This is a genomic window from Citrobacter braakii (assembly GCF_002075345.1).
Lineage (GTDB): Bacteria > Pseudomonadota > Gammaproteobacteria > Enterobacterales > Enterobacteriaceae > Citrobacter > Citrobacter braakii.
In genome coordinates this window covers 278,174-298,967 of sequence record NZ_NAEW01000007.1, presented here as the reverse complement: position 1 = coordinate 298,967, position 20,794 = coordinate 278,174, and the positions used below count along the sequence as shown (strand labels likewise).

17 protein-coding genes are annotated in these 20,794 nt (G+C 53.7%); 9 read left to right on the top strand and 8 right to left on the bottom strand.

What is annotated here, in order from left to right; all coding sequences use genetic code 11:
* Positions 1-6: 6 nt before the first annotated feature.
* The 7 genes from panF to acuI all read right to left on the bottom strand — a co-directional run bounded on the left by panF (position 7) and on the right by acuI (position 6,719).
* Positions 7-1,458: a sodium/pantothenate symporter gene (panF, locus tag BZK42_RS17190; protein WP_016157593.1), complete on the bottom strand. Its 1,452-nt coding sequence runs from the start codon at positions 1,456-1,458 to the stop codon at positions 7-9.
* Entirely contained in the window at positions 1,448-1,690 is a 243-nt protein-coding gene (locus BZK42_RS17185) for a YhdT family protein (RefSeq protein WP_016154721.1), read from the bottom strand. The genes panF and BZK42_RS17185 overlap by 11 nt, the downstream gene beginning before the upstream one ends.
* A 107-nt stretch (positions 1,691-1,797) precedes the next feature.
* Complete coding sequence (gene accC, locus BZK42_RS17180) at positions 1,798-3,147, bottom strand: acetyl-CoA carboxylase biotin carboxylase subunit (protein ID WP_003828838.1); 1,350 nt, start codon at positions 3,145-3,147, stop codon at positions 1,798-1,800.
* Between the two features lie 10 nt (positions 3,148-3,157).
* Complete coding sequence (gene accB / locus BZK42_RS17175; protein WP_003025210.1) at positions 3,158-3,628, bottom strand: acetyl-CoA carboxylase biotin carboxyl carrier protein; 471 nt, start codon at positions 3,626-3,628, stop codon at positions 3,158-3,160.
* Between the two features lie 392 nt (positions 3,629-4,020).
* Positions 4,021-4,620 carry a protein-methionine-sulfoxide reductase heme-binding subunit MsrQ gene (gene msrQ, locus BZK42_RS17165; RefSeq protein WP_016157592.1) on the bottom strand — a complete coding sequence of 200 codons (600 nt, stop codon included), beginning with the start codon at positions 4,618-4,620 and terminating at the stop codon, positions 4,021-4,023.
* Positions 4,621-5,625, bottom strand: coding sequence for a protein-methionine-sulfoxide reductase catalytic subunit MsrP (gene msrP, locus BZK42_RS17160; RefSeq protein WP_080859561.1), 1,005 nt, complete (start codon positions 5,623-5,625; stop codon positions 4,621-4,623). It lies immediately after the preceding gene.
* A 119-nt stretch (positions 5,626-5,744) separates the two neighbouring features.
* Positions 5,745-6,719 (bottom strand): acrylyl-CoA reductase (NADPH), encoded by a 975-nt coding sequence (gene acuI / locus BZK42_RS17155; RefSeq protein ID WP_016154718.1) that lies wholly within the window; start codon positions 6,717-6,719, stop codon positions 5,745-5,747.
* Between the two features lie 225 nt (positions 6,720-6,944).
* Here acuI and csrD point away from each other — a divergent pair, with 225 nt between their 5' ends.
* The 8 genes from csrD to tldD all read left to right on the top strand — a co-directional run bounded on the left by csrD (position 6,945) and on the right by tldD (position 19,380).
* The gene (csrD, locus tag BZK42_RS17150; RefSeq protein ID WP_016154717.1) at positions 6,945-8,885 is read left to right on the top strand and encodes an RNase E specificity factor CsrD; all 1,941 of its coding nucleotides are present in this window, start codon (positions 6,945-6,947) and stop codon (positions 8,883-8,885) included.
* Positions 8,886-9,191: 306 nt separating this feature from the next.
* Positions 9,192-10,235, top strand: coding sequence for a rod shape-determining protein MreB (mreB, locus tag BZK42_RS17140; protein WP_000913396.1), 1,044 nt, complete (start codon positions 9,192-9,194; stop codon positions 10,233-10,235).
* 64 nt (positions 10,236-10,299) lie between these two features.
* The gene (gene mreC, locus BZK42_RS17135; protein WP_046275078.1) at positions 10,300-11,322 is read left to right on the top strand and encodes a rod shape-determining protein MreC; all 1,023 of its coding nucleotides are present in this window, start codon (positions 10,300-10,302) and stop codon (positions 11,320-11,322) included.
* The gene (mreD, locus tag BZK42_RS17130) at positions 11,323-11,811 is read left to right on the top strand and encodes a rod shape-determining protein MreD (RefSeq protein WP_003025196.1); all 489 of its coding nucleotides are present in this window, start codon (positions 11,323-11,325) and stop codon (positions 11,809-11,811) included. It abuts the gene before it with no gap.
* 7 nt (positions 11,812-11,818) lie between these two features.
* Positions 11,819-12,412 carry a Maf family protein gene (locus BZK42_RS17125; protein ID WP_047358540.1) on the top strand — a complete coding sequence of 198 codons (594 nt, stop codon included), beginning with the start codon at positions 11,819-11,821 and terminating at the stop codon, positions 12,410-12,412.
* Positions 12,402-13,871 carry a ribonuclease G gene (gene rng / locus BZK42_RS17120; protein WP_003828822.1) on the top strand — a complete coding sequence of 490 codons (1,470 nt, stop codon included), beginning with the start codon at positions 12,402-12,404 and terminating at the stop codon, positions 13,869-13,871. The genes BZK42_RS17125 and rng overlap by 11 nt, the downstream gene beginning before the upstream one ends.
* A gap of 114 nt (positions 13,872-13,985) precedes the next feature.
* Positions 13,986-17,786: an AsmA2 domain-containing protein YhdP gene (gene yhdP, locus BZK42_RS17115; RefSeq protein ID WP_080859559.1), complete on the top strand. Its 3,801-nt coding sequence runs from the start codon at positions 13,986-13,988 to the stop codon at positions 17,784-17,786.
* Between the two features lie 148 nt (positions 17,787-17,934).
* On the top strand, positions 17,935-19,380 hold the full coding sequence (gene tldD, locus BZK42_RS17110) for a metalloprotease TldD (protein ID WP_019077799.1): 1,446 nt from the start codon (positions 17,935-17,937) through the stop codon (positions 19,378-19,380).
* A 94-nt stretch (positions 19,381-19,474) separates the two neighbouring features.
* Here the strand turns inward: tldD and aaeR are convergent, their stop codons facing one another.
* Entirely contained in the window at positions 19,475-20,404 is a 930-nt protein-coding gene (aaeR, locus tag BZK42_RS17105) for an HTH-type transcriptional activator AaeR (RefSeq protein WP_016157586.1), read from the bottom strand.
* A gap of 184 nt (positions 20,405-20,588) precedes the next feature.
* Here aaeR and aaeX point away from each other — a divergent pair, with 184 nt between their 5' ends.
* Positions 20,589-20,792 (top strand): p-hydroxybenzoic acid efflux pump operon protein AaeX, encoded by a 204-nt coding sequence (gene aaeX, locus BZK42_RS17100; protein ID WP_003025177.1) that lies wholly within the window; start codon positions 20,589-20,591, stop codon positions 20,790-20,792.
* The last annotated feature ends 2 nt before the right edge of the window (positions 20,793-20,794 follow it).

Below are 20,794 nucleotides of genomic sequence, written 5' to 3'. Positions count from 1 at the left end.
ACTCTTTTATTTATCAGTAGTCAATATGGCGGCTTGCGGGACGGCAGAACCGAAACGGTTGCCGATCAGGAAAGCCAGCAAGCTTATCAGTAACGAGGGCACAATCGGGTGGAAACCCAGGTACTGAATGTTAAATGTAGCGAGTACGGCATAAAGAACGCCGCCGATAATCATCGCGCTCAAAGCGCCCGCGGCGTTTGCCCGCTCCCAGTACAGGCCCAGTACCAGCGGCCACAGGAAGACAGCTTCCAGCCCGCCAAATGCCAGCAGGTTAAGCCAGATAATCATCTCTGGTGGTTTCCAGGCGGCCAGTAGCAGTAACGCGCCGAGCAACAGGGTAATCACTGCCGACATGCGCTTCAGCCGGGTTTCGTTTTTCAGCTGTTCCGGACGCAGGTTCAGGTACAGATCCTTAATGATCGTAGCGGAACTTTGCAGCAATTGGGCATTGATCGTCGACATGATCGCGGCCATGGGGGCCGCGAGGAAGATCCCAGCAGCTACCGGCGGCAACACTTTGACCATTAGCGTAGGGATAACCAGATCCGGCACTGTCAGATCAGGGATCACCGCACGCCCCAACGCACCCGCCAGATGCATACCAAACATCAGGATCGCCACTACGATGGTGCCGATGATAATGCCGCGGTGTACAGCTTTGCTGTCTTTATAAGAGATGCAGCGTACTGCTGTATGCGGCAGCCCAATTACGCCAAAGCACACCAGTACCCAGAATGAGGTCATGAACGTGGGTGACAGAATGTCATCCGCGCCTTGCGGCGAGACCAGTTTAGGGTCGATAGTTTGCAGGGTTACCACCGCATTGCTGAGGCCACCGGCAGCATGAACGACGCCGACCAGCAGAACAATAGTACCAATCAGCATCACCATACCCTGCATGGTGTCGTTCAGTACGCTGGCGCGAAAACCGCCGAACGCCGTATACAATGCGATACTGACGCCAAAAATAAGCAAACCGGTTTCGTAAGGTATACCCGCAGCGGTTTCAAGCAAACGTGCGCCGCCAATAAACTGTACGGTCATTGCTCCGACAAACGCGACCAGCAGGCTAAGGCTTGCCAGCCACACAAGCAGGCGACTCTGGTAGCGGGCAAACAGCATATCGTTGAGGGTAACGGCATTATAACGGCGCGCCAGAATCGCGAATTTCTTACCAAGAATCCCCAGAGAAAGCCAAACGGCGGGCAACTGGATCATCGCCAGCAGCACCCATCCCAGCCCGTATTTGTAAGCGGCGCCAGGACCGCCAATAAACGAGCTGGCGCTAATGTAGGTTGCCGTTAGCGTCATGGCTAATACGACCCCGCCCATCGAGCGGCTGCCGAGGAAATATTCATTCAGGAAAGTGCCGGTCGATCTCTTACGCATGGCGTAAACGGAAAGACCGAAGACCACCAACAGATAGGCGACCAGCGGCAAAATAACTTCAAGCTGCATCGTCATCCTCCAACGGAATGTCGCGATAGATAAACTTCACCATCGCCCAGCACAGCACGATGAAAACCAGCGGCGTTAGCAGGCAGGCCATTTCGAACCAGTGTGGTAAGCCGGTAAAACCGAGCGTGGAATCTGGTAAGTAAGCGGCCACTAACCATGTGGCAAGATATAAAAGGGTCAGCCACAGCGCCCAGCGCGCCTCTTTATGGGCCTGAACAAAACGAGCGTCCATTTTTTGTCCCTTGTGGATAAAGAAAGCGGGGATTGTACCTTATGGCACGTGCGGGAGGGGAGAAAAACAAAAGGCCGGAATTTCCGGCCTTTTCAGTTAACGCACGCTTACTTTTCCTGAAGTCCGAGTTTTTTCTCCAGATAGTGGATATTGGTTCCACCGTGCTGGAAATGCTCGTCATTCATGATGCGGATCTGCAGATCAACGTTGGTTTTGATACCGTCGATGATCAGTTCCTGTAATGCGTTTTTCATACGGGCGATTGCTACGTCGCGGTTTTCGCCATAGCAGATCAGCTTACCGATCATTGAGTCATAGTACGGAGGTACGGTGTAGCCTGCGTAAATATGAGACTCCCAGCGCACACCAAAGCCACCCGGCGCGTGGAAACGCGTGATTTTACCCGGGCTTGGCAGGAAGGTGTTCGGGTCTTCGGCGTTGATACGGCATTCTACCGCATGGCCTTTAACCACAACTTCATCCTGCTTGATGGACAGCGGTTGTCCCGCAGCGATGCGCAGCTGCTCTTTGATCAGGTCAACGCCGGTGATCATTTCGGTTACTGGGTGTTCAACCTGAATACGGGTGTTCATTTCAATGAAGTAGAACTCGCCGTTTTCGAACAGGAACTCGAAAGTACCTGCCCCGCGATAGCCGATATCAACGCACGCTTTGGCGCAACGCTCGCCGATGTAGCGACGCAGTTCCGGAGTAATGCCCGGTGCTGGTGCTTCTTCGACGACTTTCTGGTGACGACGCTGCATGGAGCAGTCACGTTCTGCCAGATAAATCGCGTTACCCTGACCGTCTGCCAGCACCTGAATTTCGATGTGGCGTGGGTTTTCCAGGTACTTCTCCATGTAAACCATGTCGTTGTTGAAAGCCGCTTTCGCTTCCGCTTTGGTCATGGAGATGGATTGTGCCAGTTCGGCATCGCTGCGCACGACGCGCATACCGCGACCGCCGCCGCCGCCGGAGGCTTTGATAATAACGGGATAACCGATGCGCTTCGCATGAGCGCGGTTAGCGTCCATGTCGTCGCCCAGCGGGCCGTCAGAGCCTGGGACTGTCGGTACGCCAGCTTTCTTCATCGCGGTAATTGCGGACACTTTATCGCCCATCAGGCGGATGGTGTCGGCTTTCGGGCCGATGAAGATAAAGCCGGAACGTTCTACCTGTTCAGCAAAGTTGGCATTCTCAGAGAGGAAGCCATAGCCCGGGTGAATTGCCACTGCGCCGGTGATTTCAGCAGCGCTAATGATAGCCGGGATGTTCAGATAGCTTTTTACGGACGGAGCCGGGCCAATACAGACCGTCTCATCCGCCAGCAATACGTGTTTTAAATCGCGATCCGCGCTTGAATGCACAGCGACAGTCTTGATGCCCAGCTCTTTACAGGCACGCAGAATACGCAGGGCGATCTCACCGCGGTTGGCGATAACAATTTTATCCAACATGTTCGCCTCGTTATTCGATGACGACCAGCGGCTCGTCAAATTCTACCGGTTGACCGCTTTCTACCAGAATCGCTTTCACTACGCCGGATTTGTCGGCTTCGATCTGGTTCATCATTTTCATGGCTTCAACGATGCACAGGGTATCGCCCGCATTCACTTTCTGGCCGATTTCGATGAACGCTTTCGCATCTGGGCTCGGGGTGCGGTAGAACGTACCAACCATTGGGGAGCGTACGATGTGACCACTGATTTCCGCTGCTGCCGGAGCTTCCATACTTGGAGAGGCAGTTTGTGCGACAGCGTTAGACAGAGCTGGCTGCTGCATCACTGGTGCAGCATAAGCCTGTTGCATCATTGGAAAACTTGCAGCTGGCGCCGCACGGCTGATGCGTACAGACTCTTCGCCTTCAGAAATTTCCAGTTCGGAGATGCCTGATTCTTCAACCAGCTCGATCAGTTTTTTAATCTTACGAATATCCATGAGTGGGTTCCGTACTCTTTGTTTAGTGAGATTGTGACAAGCGTTTTACCGCCGTCTGTATAGCATTTTTATAACAGTGAGTGACAAGATGCCACGCATCTCAGGCATTGCACTGGGTGCGGTTGCCATTAAGTGAGATTGCCAGACTTGTTAGTCATTGTGCGGCTATCTTCTGCCATTTTCGGGTAAAAGACAAAATATACCTTCAACATGCGAATGTCACCCTTTCAGCGCTCTAAAAACGCTACCGGGGATAGCAAAGTCGCACATTATAACTATTTCGTAGCAATTGGCAGCTAAATACTGGTCTTATCAGGGAAGATAATCAACCGTTAACATGTAAAGAAAATCGGATCGTCCACATTTTGTAACGCACTGCACATAACGTGAAACTACCGCCACCACTGGCGAAACTTCTTGTAACGGCAGGCTAACAACACCACAGCGAGTGCTGCATAAATAATCGGTTGAGGGGAGATAATTTTTACCGACCACAGATAATGTATGGGTGCCAGGATCGCCACAAGATAGACGAAGTTGTGCAAATACTGCCAATTTTTGCCCAGTTTTCGCTGAGCCGACTGGGTGGAGGTTAACGTGAGGGCGAATAATATGCCCCAACTGGCAATGCCCAGCATCAAATAAGGTCGCGTGATTAATTCCCGTCCTAACAGCGCCAGATTATGAATGCCCAGTTCCAGGAGTGCGTAGCTGGTTAAATGCAACGTTGCCCAGGCGAAACACCATAGCCCTAACAGGCGCCGTGTGCGTATCAATAATGGCTGTTTAGCGTAGCGCGCGAGGGGAGAGACCAGCAAGGTCGCCAGCAAGAATTTCAGAGCTGTCCTACCGGTAAAGTGCTGGATATCTTTGACCGGGTCTGCGCTCAGACCACCGTGATTCACCGCCCAAAATAGCCAGACAAACGGTAAAAAGCCGGCAAGATGCAGGCAAACTTTCAGCCCGGTAATGTGCTTTGCAGTCAGGCGCACTCAAAAATTCTCCTGCAGGTTAAGACCACGGTACAGCGAAGCGACCTCGTCGGCGTAACCGTTAAACAGCAGCGTGGGTTGGCGCTGAACGTCCAGAATACCGCCTGCGCCAATAAAACGCTCAGTGGCCTGGGACCAGCGCGGGTGATCGACATGCGGATTCACGTTGGCATAAAATCCATATTCATTGGGGGCGGCCAGATTCCAGGTTGTCGGGGGGCGTTCGCGGGTTAGTTTAATACTCACGATCGACTTAATGCCTTTAAATCCGTATTTCCACGGCACAATTAAGCGAATGGGCGCGCCATTTTGTGGGGGAAGAGCTTTTCCATAAACCCCCACGGTAAGCAAAGTGAGTGGATGCATAGCTTCATCCAGACGCAGTCCTTCAACATAGGGATACTTCAGCCCGCCGCCAATAAAGCGATCTTTTTGTCCTGGCATCTCATCCGGTGCGTAGATCGTTTTGAAGGCGACATATTTTGCGTTGCTGGTGGGTTCAACCTGCGCCAGCAGTTTATGTAACGGAAAACCAATCCACGGCACGACCATTGACCAGGCTTCCACACAGCGCATCCGGTAAATCCGTTCTTCCAGTGGGAAACGGGCGGTCAGCGCATCGTGATCGAGGGTGAGTGGTTTTGCCACCTCACCACTGATTTTTAACGTCCACGGATCGGTATTCAGACTGCCAGCATTGGCTGCCGGATCCGCTTTATCGAGACCGAACTCATAGAAGTTGTTGTAGCCAGAAACTTTATCCGCTGGCGTTAAAGGAAGCGAATTTTGCCAGGCGGCGGGTTTACTGAAATCAAGCGGCTTACCCGCGGGCGCGGGCGGGCGGTCATTCCCCTTAAACCAGCTAAGAAGGTCAGCCTGTGCAGAGAGGGGGAAAGACAACGCGGCGGCGCTGAACCCTAATGCTTTCAGTACCTGGCGGCGTTGCATAAAAAAAGCCGACTCGTCAGTGACGTCGGCTTCTGTAAATGGACGTAATTTCTTCATAACAGACTCCCGGCTTACGCGTCATAACTGACAGGGGACGCGTAGTTAATATGGCAGGGAGTCTGTAGATATGCCGCGAAATTTCGTTAATTAAGTGTAAATTTCTGCGCCAGAGCTTGTTACTTCACCTTCACCAGCGTACGACCTTGCACCTGGTTATTGATGATGGCATCGGCAAACTTCGGCGCATCTGCCAGCGTAATCTCCGTGGCGGCCTGAGCATAGAAAGAGTCCGGCAGATCCTTAACCAGACGCGCCCAGGCTTCTGCCCGGCGTGCCGGCGGGGTCATCACCGAGTCGACCCCTTGCAAACGAACGTTACGCAGAATGAATGGCATCACCGTCGTCGGCAGAGCGAAACCGCCAGCCAGGCCGCAGGCGGCAACGCAGCCACCGTAGTTCATCTGTGCCAGGACTTTTGCCAGAACTTTGTCGCCAACGGTATCAACCGCACCAGCCCACAGCTGTTTTTCCAACGGACGAGATTCAGCAAATTCATCACGGCTAAGGATACGGTTAGCGCCCAGGCTCTTCAGGTAGTCGTGAGTGCTTTCGCGACCCGAAACCGCCGCAACCTGATAACCCAGCTTATGCAGTAATGCCACGGCCGTGCTGCCCACGCCGCCGCTGGCGCCGGTGACGACAATCTCACCGTCTTGCGGGCGAATACCTGCATCTTCAAGCGCCATGACGCACAGCATGGCGGTAAAGCCAGCGGTCCCGATGACCATGGCTTTCCGTCCGTCCAGCCCTTGTGGCAGCGCAACCAGCCAGTCGCCTTTCACGCGTGCGCGTTCGGCCAGTCCACCCCAATGATTTTCACCCACGCCCCAGCCGGTCAGTAAAACTTCCTGACCTGCATGAAAACGGGGATCTTCGCTTGTGCGCACGGTACCGGCGAAATCGATACCAGGAATCATCGGAAAATTGCGAATGATTTTACCCTTGCCGGTGATAGCCAGGGCGTCTTTATAGTTCAGGCTTGACCAGTGGACATCCACCGTCACATCGCCTTCCGGTAGCTGGTTTTCGTCGAGGGGTTGAACGGATGCGAGGGTTTTTCCGTCCTGCTGTTCTAAGATCAAAGCCTGCATAACCTGTCCTCAATTCGTATAGTGGATTGGAAAATTATTAATGAAGACTATACTCGCTAATCAAAACATGATGCCGATTCCGCGCAATAAATTGCCAGATATACCTAATTTGGTAGTATGCCCACACTGTTTGTATAAATGGACGGATTTTGCGTTCAGTTTTGCATTTTCGCGCCGCTTTATCACTTTCATGCCTGTTTCATAACTGTCGGAGTTAACACAAGGATGCGATTAACGACGAAATTTTCAGCTTTTGTGACGCTGCTTACAGGGTTAACGATCTTCGTAACTCTGATCGGTTGCTCGCTGAGTTTCTATAACGCGATTCAATATAAGTTCACCACCCGTGTTCAGGCGGTGGCGACAGCGATTGATACGCACCTTGTCTCCCGCGATGTCGTTGCGCTAACCCCGCAAATCGATGAACTGATGGTTTCGGTTGATATCGTGCGCGTCGAACTGCTACAGGGCGAACACGTGGTGTATGACCACTCCCGAACCAGTAGCTACCGCCCGGCGGGGACGAACAATCTGTATCGTGATGTCACCGTCCCGTTGGTCAAACACCCGGGCATGTCGCTGCGTCTGGTTTATCAGGATCCAATGGGCAACTATTTCCATTCGCTGATGACTACCGCGCCACTCACGTTGGCGATTGCTTTCATTATACTGATGCTCTTTTTGTCTGTGCGCTGGCTTCAGCGTCAGCTTTCAGGTCAAGAGTTGCTGGAGATTCGTTCAACGCGCATTCTTAACGGCGAACGTGGACCGAACGTGCGGGGGACTGTTTATGAATGGCCTGCGCGTACCAGTAGCGCGCTCGATATGCTGCTGACCGAAATTCAAAGTGCCCGCGAGCAACGTAGCCGACTGGATACGCTGATTCGTTCCTATGTGGCGCAGGATACAAAAACCGGGCTAAGCAACCGCCTGTTCTTTGATAACCAACTGGCAACGCTGCTGGAAGATCAGGAAAAAGTGGGATCGCATGGCGTCGTGATGATGGTACGCCTGCCGGACTTTACGCTGCTGCGCGATAGCTGGGGAATTACCCTTGCTGAAGAACAAATTTCAACGTTAATCAATTTGTTGTCGACTTTTATGACGCGCTATCCGGGCGCGTTGCTGGCGCGCTACCACCGTAGCGATTTTGCCATCCTGTTGCCACACCGCACGCTGAAAGAGGCGGAAAGTATTGCCGGGCAATTATTAAAAGCGGTAGATGCGCTTCCGGCTAATAAAATGATCGACCGTGCCGATATGGTTCATATTGGCATTTGTGTTTGCCGCAGCGGCCAGTCGACGGAACAAGTGATGGATCACGCCGAAGCCGCCACGAGGAACTCGGTATTGCAGGGTGGGAACAGCTGGTCGGTCTATGATGACTCACTACCGGAAAAAGGTCGGGGTAACGTACGCTGGCGAACGCTGATCGAACAGATGCTCAGCCGGGGTGGACCAAGAATTTATCAAAAGCCTGCGGTAACCCGTGAAGGACGGGTGCACCACCGGGAGCTGATGTGCCGTATTTTTGATGGTAGCGAAGAGGTTATTTCGGCGGAATATATGCCGATGGTCCTGCAGTTTGGCCTGGCAGAAGAATATGACCGTCTGCAAATCAGCCGTCTGATCTTACTGTTGGGCTACTGGCCGCAGGAAAACCTGGCGATGCAGACAACGGTTGAATCGCTAATTCGCCCACGTTTTCAGCGCTGGCTACGTGATACGCTGATGCAGTGCGAAAAATCATTACGCAAACGCATAATTATTGAACTTGCTGAGGCAGATGTCTGTCAACATATCAGCCGGTTACAGCCCGTCATCAGATTGATGAATGCGCTGGGTGTGCGAATTGCCGTTACGCAGGCGGGTTTAACGCTGGTGAGCACCAGTTGGATCAAAGAGCTTAACGTTGAGTTATTGAAGCTGCATCCAAGCCTGGTGAGGAATATTGATAAGCGAACCGAAAACCAGCTCCTGGTGCAAAGCCTGGTGGAAGCTTGTTCTGGAACACCAACGCAGGTTTACGCCACGGGCGTTCGTTCGCGTAGCGAGTGGCATACGCTGACGGAACGCGGAGTTGCGGGTGGGCAAGGGGATTTTTTTGCCGCATCACAGCCACTTGACACTAACGTGAAAAAATATTCGCAAAGATACTCGGTTTAACCTGCCGTTTAATTCGTTTTCACGTAGAATAACGCGCGCTGTGCCTTCTGGGGGTGTGCTTGTCTGCTCGCCAGGTTGTAACAGCAAACATGCAGGTGAATGACCTTTGACAGGTTGCAAACAAAAGCGAGGAGTGCTGCTGATTTATTCAGCCCTGATGGACTCAGGCCGATTTTGTAACAAAGGAAACGAACTGCACTAATTTTCACCGTAGCAGATGATTTTTGCGCCTTGTCGCTGCTGCGTGTGGTTGGTAAAGTAAGCGGATTTTGTTTTCCGCCCCAGCTTTCAGGATTATCCCTTAGTATGTTGAAAAAATTTCGTGGCATGTTTTCCAATGACCTGTCCATTGACCTGGGTACCGCGAATACCCTTATTTATGTAAAAGGACAAGGCATCGTATTGAATGAGCCTTCTGTTGTGGCCATTCGTCAGGATCGTGCCGGCTCGCCAAAAAGCGTAGCCGCAGTGGGCCATGACGCGAAGCAGATGCTGGGTCGTACACCGGGCAATATCGCTGCCATTCGCCCAATGAAAGACGGCGTTATCGCTGACTTCTTCGTGACTGAAAAAATGCTCCAGCACTTTATCAAACAAGTGCACAGCAATAGCTTCATGCGCCCAAGCCCGCGCGTACTGGTATGTGTACCGGTTGGAGCAACTCAGGTTGAACGCCGCGCGATCCGTGAATCCGCTCAGGGCGCAGGTGCCCGTGAAGTATTCCTGATCGAAGAGCCGATGGCGGCTGCGATCGGGGCGGGTCTGCCAGTTTCTGAAGCAACCGGTTCTATGGTTGTGGATATCGGTGGTGGTACAACTGAAGTTGCCGTTATCTCCCTGAACGGCGTGGTTTACTCCTCTTCTGTACGTATTGGCGGTGACCGCTTCGACGAAGCCATCATTAATTATGTTCGTCGTAACTACGGTTCTCTGATCGGTGAAGCCACCGCAGAACGTATTAAACACGAAATCGGTTCCGCTTATCCGGGCGACGAAGTACGCGAGATCGAAGTTCGCGGCCGTAACCTGGCAGAGGGTGTTCCACGCGGCTTTACCCTGAACTCCAACGAGATTCTGGAAGCCCTGCAGGAACCGCTGACCGGTATCGTGAGCGCGGTGATGGTTGCACTGGAACAGTGTCCGCCAGAACTGGCGTCTGACATCTCCGAACGCGGCATGGTACTGACCGGTGGCGGTGCTCTGCTGCGTAACCTTGACCGTCTGTTAATGGAAGAAACCGGTATTCCAGTTGTTGTTGCTGAAGATCCGCTGACCTGCGTGGCGCGCGGTGGCGGCAAGGCGCTGGAAATGATCGATATGCACGGCGGCGACCTGTTCAGCGAAGAGTAATCGGATGCAGGTAGGGTAGCCCGCGGGTTGCCCTTCCGCTCTGATACGAGAATACGCATAGACTATGAAGCCAATTTTTAGCCGTGGCCCGTCGCTACAGATTCGCCTTATTCTGGCGGTGCTGGTGGCGCTCGGCGTTATTATTGCCGACAGCCGCCTGGGTACGTTTAGTCAAATCCGAACGTACATGGATACCGCCGTCAGTCCTTTCTACTTTATCTCAAATGGTCCTCGTGAATTACTCGACGGCGTTTCGCAAACGCTGGCTTCGCGTGACCAACTCGAACTTGAAAATCGGGCGTTGCGTCAGGAACTGCTGCTGAAAAACAGCGAGCTGCTGATGCTGGGGCAATATAAACAGGAGAACGCGCGTTTGCGTGAGCTGCTGGGATCGCCGCTGCGTCAGGACGAACAAAAGATGGTGACGCAGGTCATCTCAACGGTTAATGACCCTTACAGCGATCAGGTGGTGATCGACAAAGGGAGCGTTAACGGTGTCTACGAAGGTCAGCCGGTTATTAGCGACAAAGGCGTTGTGGGTCAGGTCGTAGCGGTGGCTAAACTGACCAGCCGCGTGCTGCTGATTTGCGATGCGACGCATGCTCTGCCCATTCAGGTACTGCGTAACGATATCCGCGTGATCGCTGCCGGTAACGGCTGCACCGACGATCTTCAGCTCGAACACCTGCCGGCCAACACCGACATTCGCGTTGGCGATGTGCTGGTTACCTCGGGTCTGGGGGGACGTTTCCCTGAAGGCTATCCGGTTGGTGTTGTTTCTTCCGTTAAGCTGGACACTCAGCGCGCTTATACCGTGATTCAGGCACGCCCGACCGCAGGTCTGCAGCGTCTGCGTTATCTGCTGCTGTTGTGGGGCGCCGATCGTAACGGCGCAAATCCGATGACGCCAGAAGAAGTGCACCGCGTTGCCAATGAACGTCTGATGCAAATGATGCCGCAAGTTCTGCCTGCACCAGATGCCATGGGGCCGCCTGCGCCAGTGCCAGCTCCCGCAGCAGGCGTGACTCCAGCGCCTGCGGGTACCACGCCGCCACAACCTGCTCCGCGTAAGCCGGGAGGACAGTAAGTGGCAAGCTATCGTAGCCAGGGACGTTGGGTGATTTGGCTCTCGTTCCTTATTGCACTGTTGCTGCAAGTCATGCCCTGGCCGGACGATATTCTGGTTTTCCGGCCAAACTGGGTACTGCTCATCTTGTTGTACTGGATCCTGGCGCTGCCGCATCGCGTAAATGTGGGCACGGGGTTTGTGGTGGGTGCCATACTGGATCTCATCAGCGGCTCCACGCTTGGCGTGCGCGCATTGTCGATGAGTATCATTGCTTATCTGGTCGCGCTGAAATTCCAGCTATTCCGTAACCTCGCGCTCTGGCAACAGGCGCTGGTGGTCATGTTGTTATCACTGGTCGTGGATATTATTGTTTTCTGGGCCGAGTTTTTAGTGATCAATGTCTCTTTCAGACCCGAAGTGTTCTGGAGTAGTGTAGTGAATGGTGTGCTTTGGCCATGGCTATTCTTACTGATGCGTAAAGTCCGTCAGCAGTTTGCGGTGCAATAAGGTTGATATGAATACTCTGTATCTTGCTTCAGGTTCTCCACGTCGTCAGGAGCTGCTCGCTCAGCTTGGTGTTAGGTTTGAACGGCTGGTGCCTGGGATTGAAGAACAGCGACACCCGCAGGAGAGCGCGCAGCAGTATGTTTCGCGTCTGGCACGCGAAAAAGCGCAGGCTGGCGTGGCGCTGGCGCAGCGCGATTTGCCGGTATTGGGTGCGGATACCATTGTTATCCTTAATGGCGAAGTGCTGGAAAAACCACACGACGCCGCCCATGCCGCAGTAATGCTGCGCAAACTGTCGGGCAAAACGCATCAGGTCATGACCGCCGTGGCATTGGCCGACCGCCGGCACAGTCTGGACTGTCTGGTGGTGACGGAAGTGACGTTCAGAGCACTAACCGATGAGGACATCGCGGGCTATATTGCCAGCGGTGAACCAATGGATAAAGCAGGTGCATACGGTATTCAAGGGTTGGGTGGCTGTTTTGTCAGGAAGATCAATGGCAGCTATCACGCCGTAGTCGGCTTACCGCTGGTAGAAACGTATGAGTTGCTGACCAATTTTAACGCACTGCGTGAGAAAAGGGATAAACATGACGGCTGAATTGTTGGTAAACGTAACGCCATCGGAAACTCGGGTGGCTTACATTGATGGCGGTATTCTGCAGGAAATTCATATTGAACGTGAGGCGCGACGCGGAATCGTAGGCAATATCTACAAAGGTCGTGTAAGTCGTGTACTTCCGGGTATGCAGGCGGCTTTTGTAGATATTGGACTGGATAAAGCCGCATTTCTTCACGCTTCAGACATCATGCCGCACACCGAATGCGTGGCGGGTGAAGAACAAAAACAGTTCACCGTGCGCGACATTTCTGAACTGGTGCGCCAGGGCCAGGATCTGATGGTGCAGGTGGTAAAAGATCCGTTGGGTACTAAGGGCGCACGCCTGACGACGGACATCACGCTTCCTTCCCGTTACCTCGTCTTTATGCCAGGTGCTTCGCACGTTGGCGTTTCCCAACGTATCGAAAGCGAAACCGAACGCGAACGCCTGAAAAAAGTGGTGGCGGATTACTGCGATGAACAGGGCGGATTCATCATTCGCACAGCGGCGGAAGGCGTCTGCGAGGAGGATCTAGCCTCAGATGCTGCCTACCTGAAGCGCGTCTGGACTAAAGTCATGGAGCGTAAAAAGCGCCCGCAAACGCGCTACCAGATGTACGGCGAACTGGCGCTGGCGCAGCGCGTGTTGCGTGATTTTGCTGATGCCCAGCTTGACCGGATCCGCGTTGACTCTCGTCTTACTTATGAAGCGTTGCTGGAGTTCACAGCGGAATATATCCCCGAGATGACCAGCAAGCTGGAACATTACAGCGGGCGCCAGCCCATTTTTGATCTCTTTGACGTTGAGAATGAAATCCAGCGCGCGCTGGAACGCAAGGTTGAACTGAAATCCGGCGGCTATCTGATCATCGATCAAACTGAAGCAATGACCACCGTCGATATCAATACCGGAGCGTTTGTTGGGCATCGTAATCTCGACGACACTATCTTTAATACTAATATTGAAGCAACGCAGGCCATTGCTCGTCAGCTGCGTCTGCGTAACCTCGGCGGCATTATCATTATCGATTTTATCGACATGAATAATGAAGATCACCGTCGACGGGTGCTGCACTCTCTGGAACAGGCGCTGAGCAAGGATCGCGTAAAAACCAGCATCAACGGTTTTTCACAGCTGGGCCTGGTGGAGATGACGCGCAAACGCACGCGTGAAAGCGTGGAGCATGTGTTGTGCAACGAGTGTCCGACCTGTCATGGGCGCGGTACGGTGAAAACCGTGGAAACTGTATGCTATGAAATCATGCGCGAAATCGTGCGGGTACACCATGCATATGACTCCGATCGTTTCCTGGTTTATGCATCTCCGGCAGTGGCTGAAACCCTGAAGGGTGAAGAGTCACATGCGTTGGCGGAAGTGGAAATCTTTGTCGGCAAACAGGTTAAAGTACAAGTCGAACCGCTGTATAACCAGGAGCAGTTCGACGTTGTCATGATGTAATCTGGCCTGGTAAACGCCCAATGGCGATACCTTGCAGGCCGGAGAAGGCGTTCACGCCGCCATCCGGCAAGACGGTTTTGTGAGTCACATTTTTTGGTAGACAAGGAGAGGCGCGTGAGGCGATTGCCGGGGATATTACTGCTCACTGGAGCCGCATTCGTTGTCATCGCAGCGCTGCTGGTCAGTGGGCTGCGCCTTGCGCTGCCTCATCTTGATAGCTGGCGTCCGGCCATCCTTGGCAAGATTGAATCCGCCACCGGTCTGCCCGTCTCCGCCAGCCAACTTTCCGCTAGCTGGCAAAATTTCGGGCCTACTCTTGAAGCGCGCGATATCCATGCGCAGCTTAAAGATGGCGGTGAATTTTCGGTAAAGCGCGTTACATTAGCGCTGGATGTCTGGCAAAGCTTGCTGCACATGCGCTGGCAGTTTCGCGATCTCACCTTCTGGCAGTTGCAGCTGCGTACCAATACCCCCATCCAGCGCAGCGAAAGCGGTGATGGAATTGAAGCCGGCCACCTGAGCGATCTCTTCCTGCGTCAGTTTGATCATTTCGATCTACGCGACAGCCAGATTAGCTTTTTAACCCTCTCAGGCCAGCGTGCAGAACTGGCGATCCCGCAGCTTACCTGGCTTAACGGTAAAAACCGACATCGCGCTGAAGGGCAGGTCAGTCTCTCCAGTCTGACCGGGCAGCACGGTGTTATGCAGGTTCGAATGGATCTGCGTGATGACAACGGGCTGTTGAATAACGGTCGGGTCTGGCTGCAGGCCGACGATATCGACGTCAAGCCGTGGCTGGGTAAATGGATGCAGGATAATGTCGCGTTGCAAACCGCGCGTTTTAGCCTGGAAGCATGGATGACGATCAGAAAAGGTGTCGTTTCCGGCGGCGATGTCTGGTTGAAAAAAGGTGGGGCCAGTTGGCTGGGAGAGAGTCGTACGCACACGCTCTCCGTCGATAACCTGACGGCGCACATCAGCCGCGAACAGTCGGGCTGGCAATTCTCCATTCCCGATACCCGTATCACGATGGATGATAAACCCTGGCCAAGCGGGGCGTTAACGCTGGCCTGGATCCCTGAACAGGAAGTCGGCGGCGAGAATAACAAACGCAGCGACGAGCTACGCATCCGCGCCAGCAATCTGGAGCTGGCCGGGTTAGAAGGGCTGCGTCCGATGGCGGCCAAGTTATCGCCTGCGCTGGGTGATATCTGGCGGGCCACGCAGCCGAGCGGCAAAATAGATGTGCTGGCGCTGGATATCCCGTTACAGGCAACAGAAAAAACTCGCTTCCAGTCCTCGTGGACCAATCTGGCCTGGAAACAGTGGAAGCTGCTGCCAGGGGCAGAACATTTCTCCGGTACGCTCGCGGGCAGCGTTGAAAACGGGGCGCTCACTGCTTCCATGAAGCAAGCTAAAATGCCGTATGAAACCGTCTTTCGCGCACCGCTGGAAATAGAGGATGGCGTAGCGACGCTAAGCTGGCTGAAGAATGATAAAGGTTTCCAGTTAGATGGGCGCAATATTGATGTTAAAGCGAAAGCGGTACACGCACGCGGTGGTTTTCGCTATCTGCAGCCCGCCAATGATGAGCCATGGTTGGGCATTCTGGCAGGTATCAGCACCGACGATGGCTCTCAGGCCTGGCGTTACTTCCCGGAAAACCTGATGGGCAAAGAGCTTGTTGATTACCTCAGCGGCGCTATTCAGGGCGGCGAAGCGGATAACGCCACGTTGGTGTATGGCGGCGACCCGCATTTGTTCCCGTATCTACACAATGAAGGGCAGTTCCAGGTACTGGTGCCGCTTCGCAATGCGAAGTTTGCTTTCCAGCCCGACTGGCCCGCGCTGACTGACCTTAATATTGAACTGAACTTCATTAACGACGGTCTGTGGATGAAGACCGATAGCGTTAATCTGGGCGGTGTGAAGGCCAGTAATCTGACGGCTAACATCCCCGACTATGCCAAAGAAAAACTGCTGATTGATGCCGACATCAACGGGCCGGGCAAGGCGGTTGGACCTTATTTTGATGAGACGCCATTGAAGGATTCACTCGGCGCTACGCTTGAGCAGTTGCAGATTGACGGCGATGTGAATGCTCGCTTACATCTTGATATTCCGCTAGACGGCTCGCTGGTTACCGCCAAAGGTGACGTCAACCTGCGTAATAACAGCCTGTTTATTAAACCGCTCGACAGCACGCTGAAGAATTTGAATGGTAATTTCAGCTTTATCAACGGTGATCTGAAGAGCGAGCCGATGACCGCGAACTGGTTTAATCAGCCGCTGAACGTCGACTTTTCCACGACCGAAGGGGCGAAAGCCTATCAGGTAGCCGTGAATCTGCAAGGTGACTGGCAGCCAAGCCGCATGGGGATTTTACCGGCGCAGGTCAACGACGCGTTGAACGGTAGCATAGCGTGGAATGGCAAGGTAGGAATCGATCTTCCGTATCATGCCGGGCCGACCTACAACGTTGAGTTAAAGGGCGACCTCAAGAATGTAAGTAGTCACTTACCTTCTCCGCTGAATAAGGCGGCCGGTGAGGCGTTGCCGGTGAACGTTAAGGCCAACGGCAATCTGCGCAGCTTTGATCTGACCGGCAACGCTGGCAGCAAGAATCATTTTAATAGCCGCTGGCTACTGAATCAGAAACTGACGCTTGACCGCGCAATCTGGGCGTCGGAAAGCCGCACCGTGCCAGCGTTACCCGATCAGCAAGGCATAGAGCTTAATCTTCCCCCTATGGATGGCGCGCAATGGCTGGCGTTATTCCAGAAAGGCGCTGTGGATAACGTGGGCAGCAACGCTAACTTCCCGCAGCGCATCACGGTGCGTACCCCATCGTTATCCCTGGGCGGTCAACAGTGGAATAATTTGAGTATCGTTTCTGAGCCTGCGAGCAATGGCTCCACCGTGCAGGCGCAGGGCCGTGAAATTAACGCCACGCTGGCTATGCGCAATAATGCGCCGTGGCTGGCCAATATTAAGTATCTTTATTACAACCCAAGCGCGGCAAAACCGTCACAAAATAGTACGCCAGCCTCGCCGTTCTCAGCCATCGACAACGTCAGCTTCCGTGGCTGGCCGGACCTTCAGCTGCGCTGTGCCGAGTGCTGGATGTGGGGACAGAAATACGGGCGCATTGACGCCGATGTAGCGATTAAAGGCGACACGCTGACCTTGAGTAACGGTCTGTTGGATACAGGTTTTGCCAGACTGACCACCGACGGCGTGTGGGTGAATGCGCCGGGCAAGGAGCGAACGTCGCTGAAGGGTAAACTGAGCGGCAATAAAATTGACTCCGCAGCCGGTTTCTTTGGCGTATCAACGCCGATTCGCAATTCTTCATTCAACGTGGAGTATGATCTGCATTGGCGTAATCCGCCGTGGGATCCTGATGTAGCCTCGCTGAATGGTATTTTGCGTACCCGGCTGGGCAAAGGCGAACTTACCGAACTCAGTACCGGACATGCGGGGCAACTGTTACGTCTGCTAAGCTTCGATGCGTTACTGCGTAAACTGCGCTTTGATTTTAGCGACACCTTCAGCGAAGGCTTCTATTTCGACTCGATTCGCAGCACGGCGTGGATCAAAGATGGTGTGATGCATACCGACGACACGCTGGTGGACGGTCTGGAAGCCGACATTGCGATGAAAGGTTCAGTGAACCTGGTACGCCGGGATCTGGACATGGAAGCCATTGTTGCACCAGAAATATCTGCCACCGTAGGCGTTGCCGCCGCGTTTGCCGTCAACCCGATTGTTGGTGCGGCGGTGTTTGCCGCCAGTAAGGTGCTGGGGCCGCTGTGGAGCAAAGTCTCGATTCTGCGCTATCGCATCACTGGTCCGGTCGATAAGCCGCAAATTAACGAAGTTCTGCGTCAGCCGCGCAAAGAAAGCCAGCAATGATTTGACGGGGGCGAGTAATTGCCCCAATCTCAGTACATAGTATTGCCGGATGGCGCAGCGCTTATCCGGCCTACAGCAGCCTAACAACGTAGGCCGGATAAGGCGTTTTTTTCCGCTATCCGGCAGAATTAAATGAGTAATCAAAACGATGAGTCTGAACCTGGTAAGTGAACAATTGCTAGCGGCAAATGGCCTGAAACATCAGGATCTGTTTGCCATCCTGGGCCAACTGGCCGAACGCCGTCTTGATTACGGCGATCTCTATTTTCAGTCGAGCTATCACGAATCCTGGGTTTTAGAAGACCGCATCATTAAAGATGGTTCTTACAATATCGATCAGGGCGTTGGCGTGCGCGCCATCAGCGGCGAGAAAACAGGGTTTGCCTATGCAGACCAGATTAGCCTGTTGGCGCTGGAACAAAGCGCTCATGCCGCGCGTACTATCGTGCGTGACAACGGTGACGGCAAAGTAAAAACGCTGGGGGCCGTGGAGCATCAGGCGCTTTACACCTCGGTTGATCCGTTGCAGAGCATGAGCCGTGAAGAAAAACTCGATATCCTGCGCCGCGTAGACAACGTGGCCCGTGCCACCGACAAACGCGTCCAGGAAGTGACCGCCAGCCTGACCGGTGTTTATGAACTGATCCTGGTGGCCGCGACTGATGGTACGCTGGCCGCTGACGTCCGCCCGCTGGTACGTTTGTCCGTAAGCGTACAGGTCGAAGAGGACGGTAAGCGTGAGCGCGGCGCCAGCGGTGGCGGCGGTCGTTTTGGCTATGACTATTTCCTTGGCGACCTCGATGGTGAAGTCCGTGCCGACGCGTGGGCGAAAGAGGCCGTACGCATGGCGTTAGTCAATCTGTCCGCGGTAGCAGCGCCTGCTGGTACGCTGCCGGTGGTACTCGGCGCTGGTTGGCCTGGCGTTCTGCTGCATGAAGCGGTCGGTCATGGTCTGGAAGGTGATTTTAACCGCCGTGGCACCTCGGTATTCAGTGGTCACATGGGTGAACTGGTGGCATCAGAACTGTGTACCGTTGTGGATGATGGCACAATGGCGGACCGTCGTGGTTCTGTGGCTATCGATGACGAAGGGACACCGGGTCAGTACAACGTGCTGATCGAAAACGGCATTCTGAAAGGCTACATGCAGGACAAACTGAATGCGCGTCTGATGGGCGTAGCGCCAACGGGTAACGGTCGCCGTGAATCTTACGCGCACCTGCCGATGCCGCGTATGACCAACACCTATATGCTGCCGGGGAAATCCACGCCGCAGGAAATCATCGAATCCGTTGAATACGGTATTTATGCGCCTAACTTTGGCGGCGGTCAGGTAGATATCACCTCCGGGAAATTTGTATTCTCGACGTCCGAAGCGTACCTGATTGAAAACGGTAAAGTGACCAAACCGGTGAAAGGCGCAACGCTGATTGGCTCCGGTATCGAAGCGATGCAGCAGATTTCGATGGTGGGTAACGACCTGAAACTGGATAACGGGGTTGGCGTTTGCGGTAAAGAAGGACAGAGCTTGCCGGTGGGCGTGGGCCAGCCGACGCTGAAGGTGGATAACTTGACCGTAGGTGGCACCGCGTAACGACCCGGTCGCCGGATAGCGCTCAGCGTATCCGGCCTGGAATGTGCGTTGGCACTGAATGTAGGCCCGGTAAGCAAAGCGCTACCGGGCTTTTTTATTTCTCTTTGCCCCGGCCGTACATCCCCTGAAACAGCTGCGCCACATCGACAAAATAATCCGTCAGATAGTTAATCACCACCTGGACCTTGAGCGGTAGTTTGTCTTTTTCGGTATACAGCGCATAGACCGGACGTGGATCCGACTGGTAGCGGGGCAGCAGGATCTCCACTTCGCCACGATTGATCTCATTGATCACCCACATCAGCGGCACATAGGCAATGCCCGCGCCTGCGGCCAGCCAGCGCACCAGCGTCATCGGATCGTTAGTCACGAAGCGCCCTTCTGGGATCAGGCGGGTAGAGATCCCCTCCGGAGCGATAAGTTCGAATTCATTATCCGGGCGCACGCTGTATTCCAGCCACGAGTGGTTGCTGAGATCGGCGGGTTTTTCCGGCACGCCAAACTGCGCGAGATAGCTTTTAGCGGCGCAGACCACCATCGGCATGGTTCCCAGGCGACGTGAAAACAGGCTGGAGTCCTGCAACGCGCCGACGCGAATAACCACGTCCAGACCGTCGGCGATTAAATCCGGTGCCGGGATGCCTGTTACCAGATTTACCGTCAATCCTGGATACTCTTTCAGCATCGTTGCGGTCAACCCAGCGAGGACATTTTGTGCCATGGTTGAAGAACAGCCAATGCGCAAGGTGCCGATGGGCGTGTTGTTAAAGGCATAAAGCTGTTCGTGAACATCCTGTGCTTCGTGCAGCATCCGGCGGCAACCCTGATAATAAATTTTACCGGCTTCAGTTAGCCCAATGCTGCGTGTGCTGCGGTTTAGCAGCTTGACCTGTAGCTCATCTTCCAGTTTAGAGACCGTCTGGCTTATCGATGAAACGCTCATTTGTAACTGTCTTGCGGCGGCGGTGAAGGAGCCCAGTTCGACAACTTTGGCAAACACCGACATACGTTTTAATCGTTCCATTGTTCACTCTGACTTAAAAGTGATTTAGATCACATAATATAGATAACAGCATAACAGTTACGTTAATATATTATTATTCAAATAACAGCTATGTCGCTCTCGCCTGGCTCATCCTTGCCCTTCTCTGCGGTGACATACGCTAGAAAATCTATCACCTGCACTCTCTTAAGCTACCAAGGTCAACATGAGTCTGTTTCCCGTTATCGTGGTGTTTGGTCTGTCCTTCCCACCGATTTTTTTCGAATTACTTTTGTCACTGGCGATTTTCTGGCTGGTGCGCCGGGTACTGGTTCCAACTGGCATCTATGATTTTGTCTGGCACCCGGCTCTGTTTAACACCGCGCTGTATTGCTGCCTGTTCTATTTAATAACGCGCCTGTTCGTTTGAGG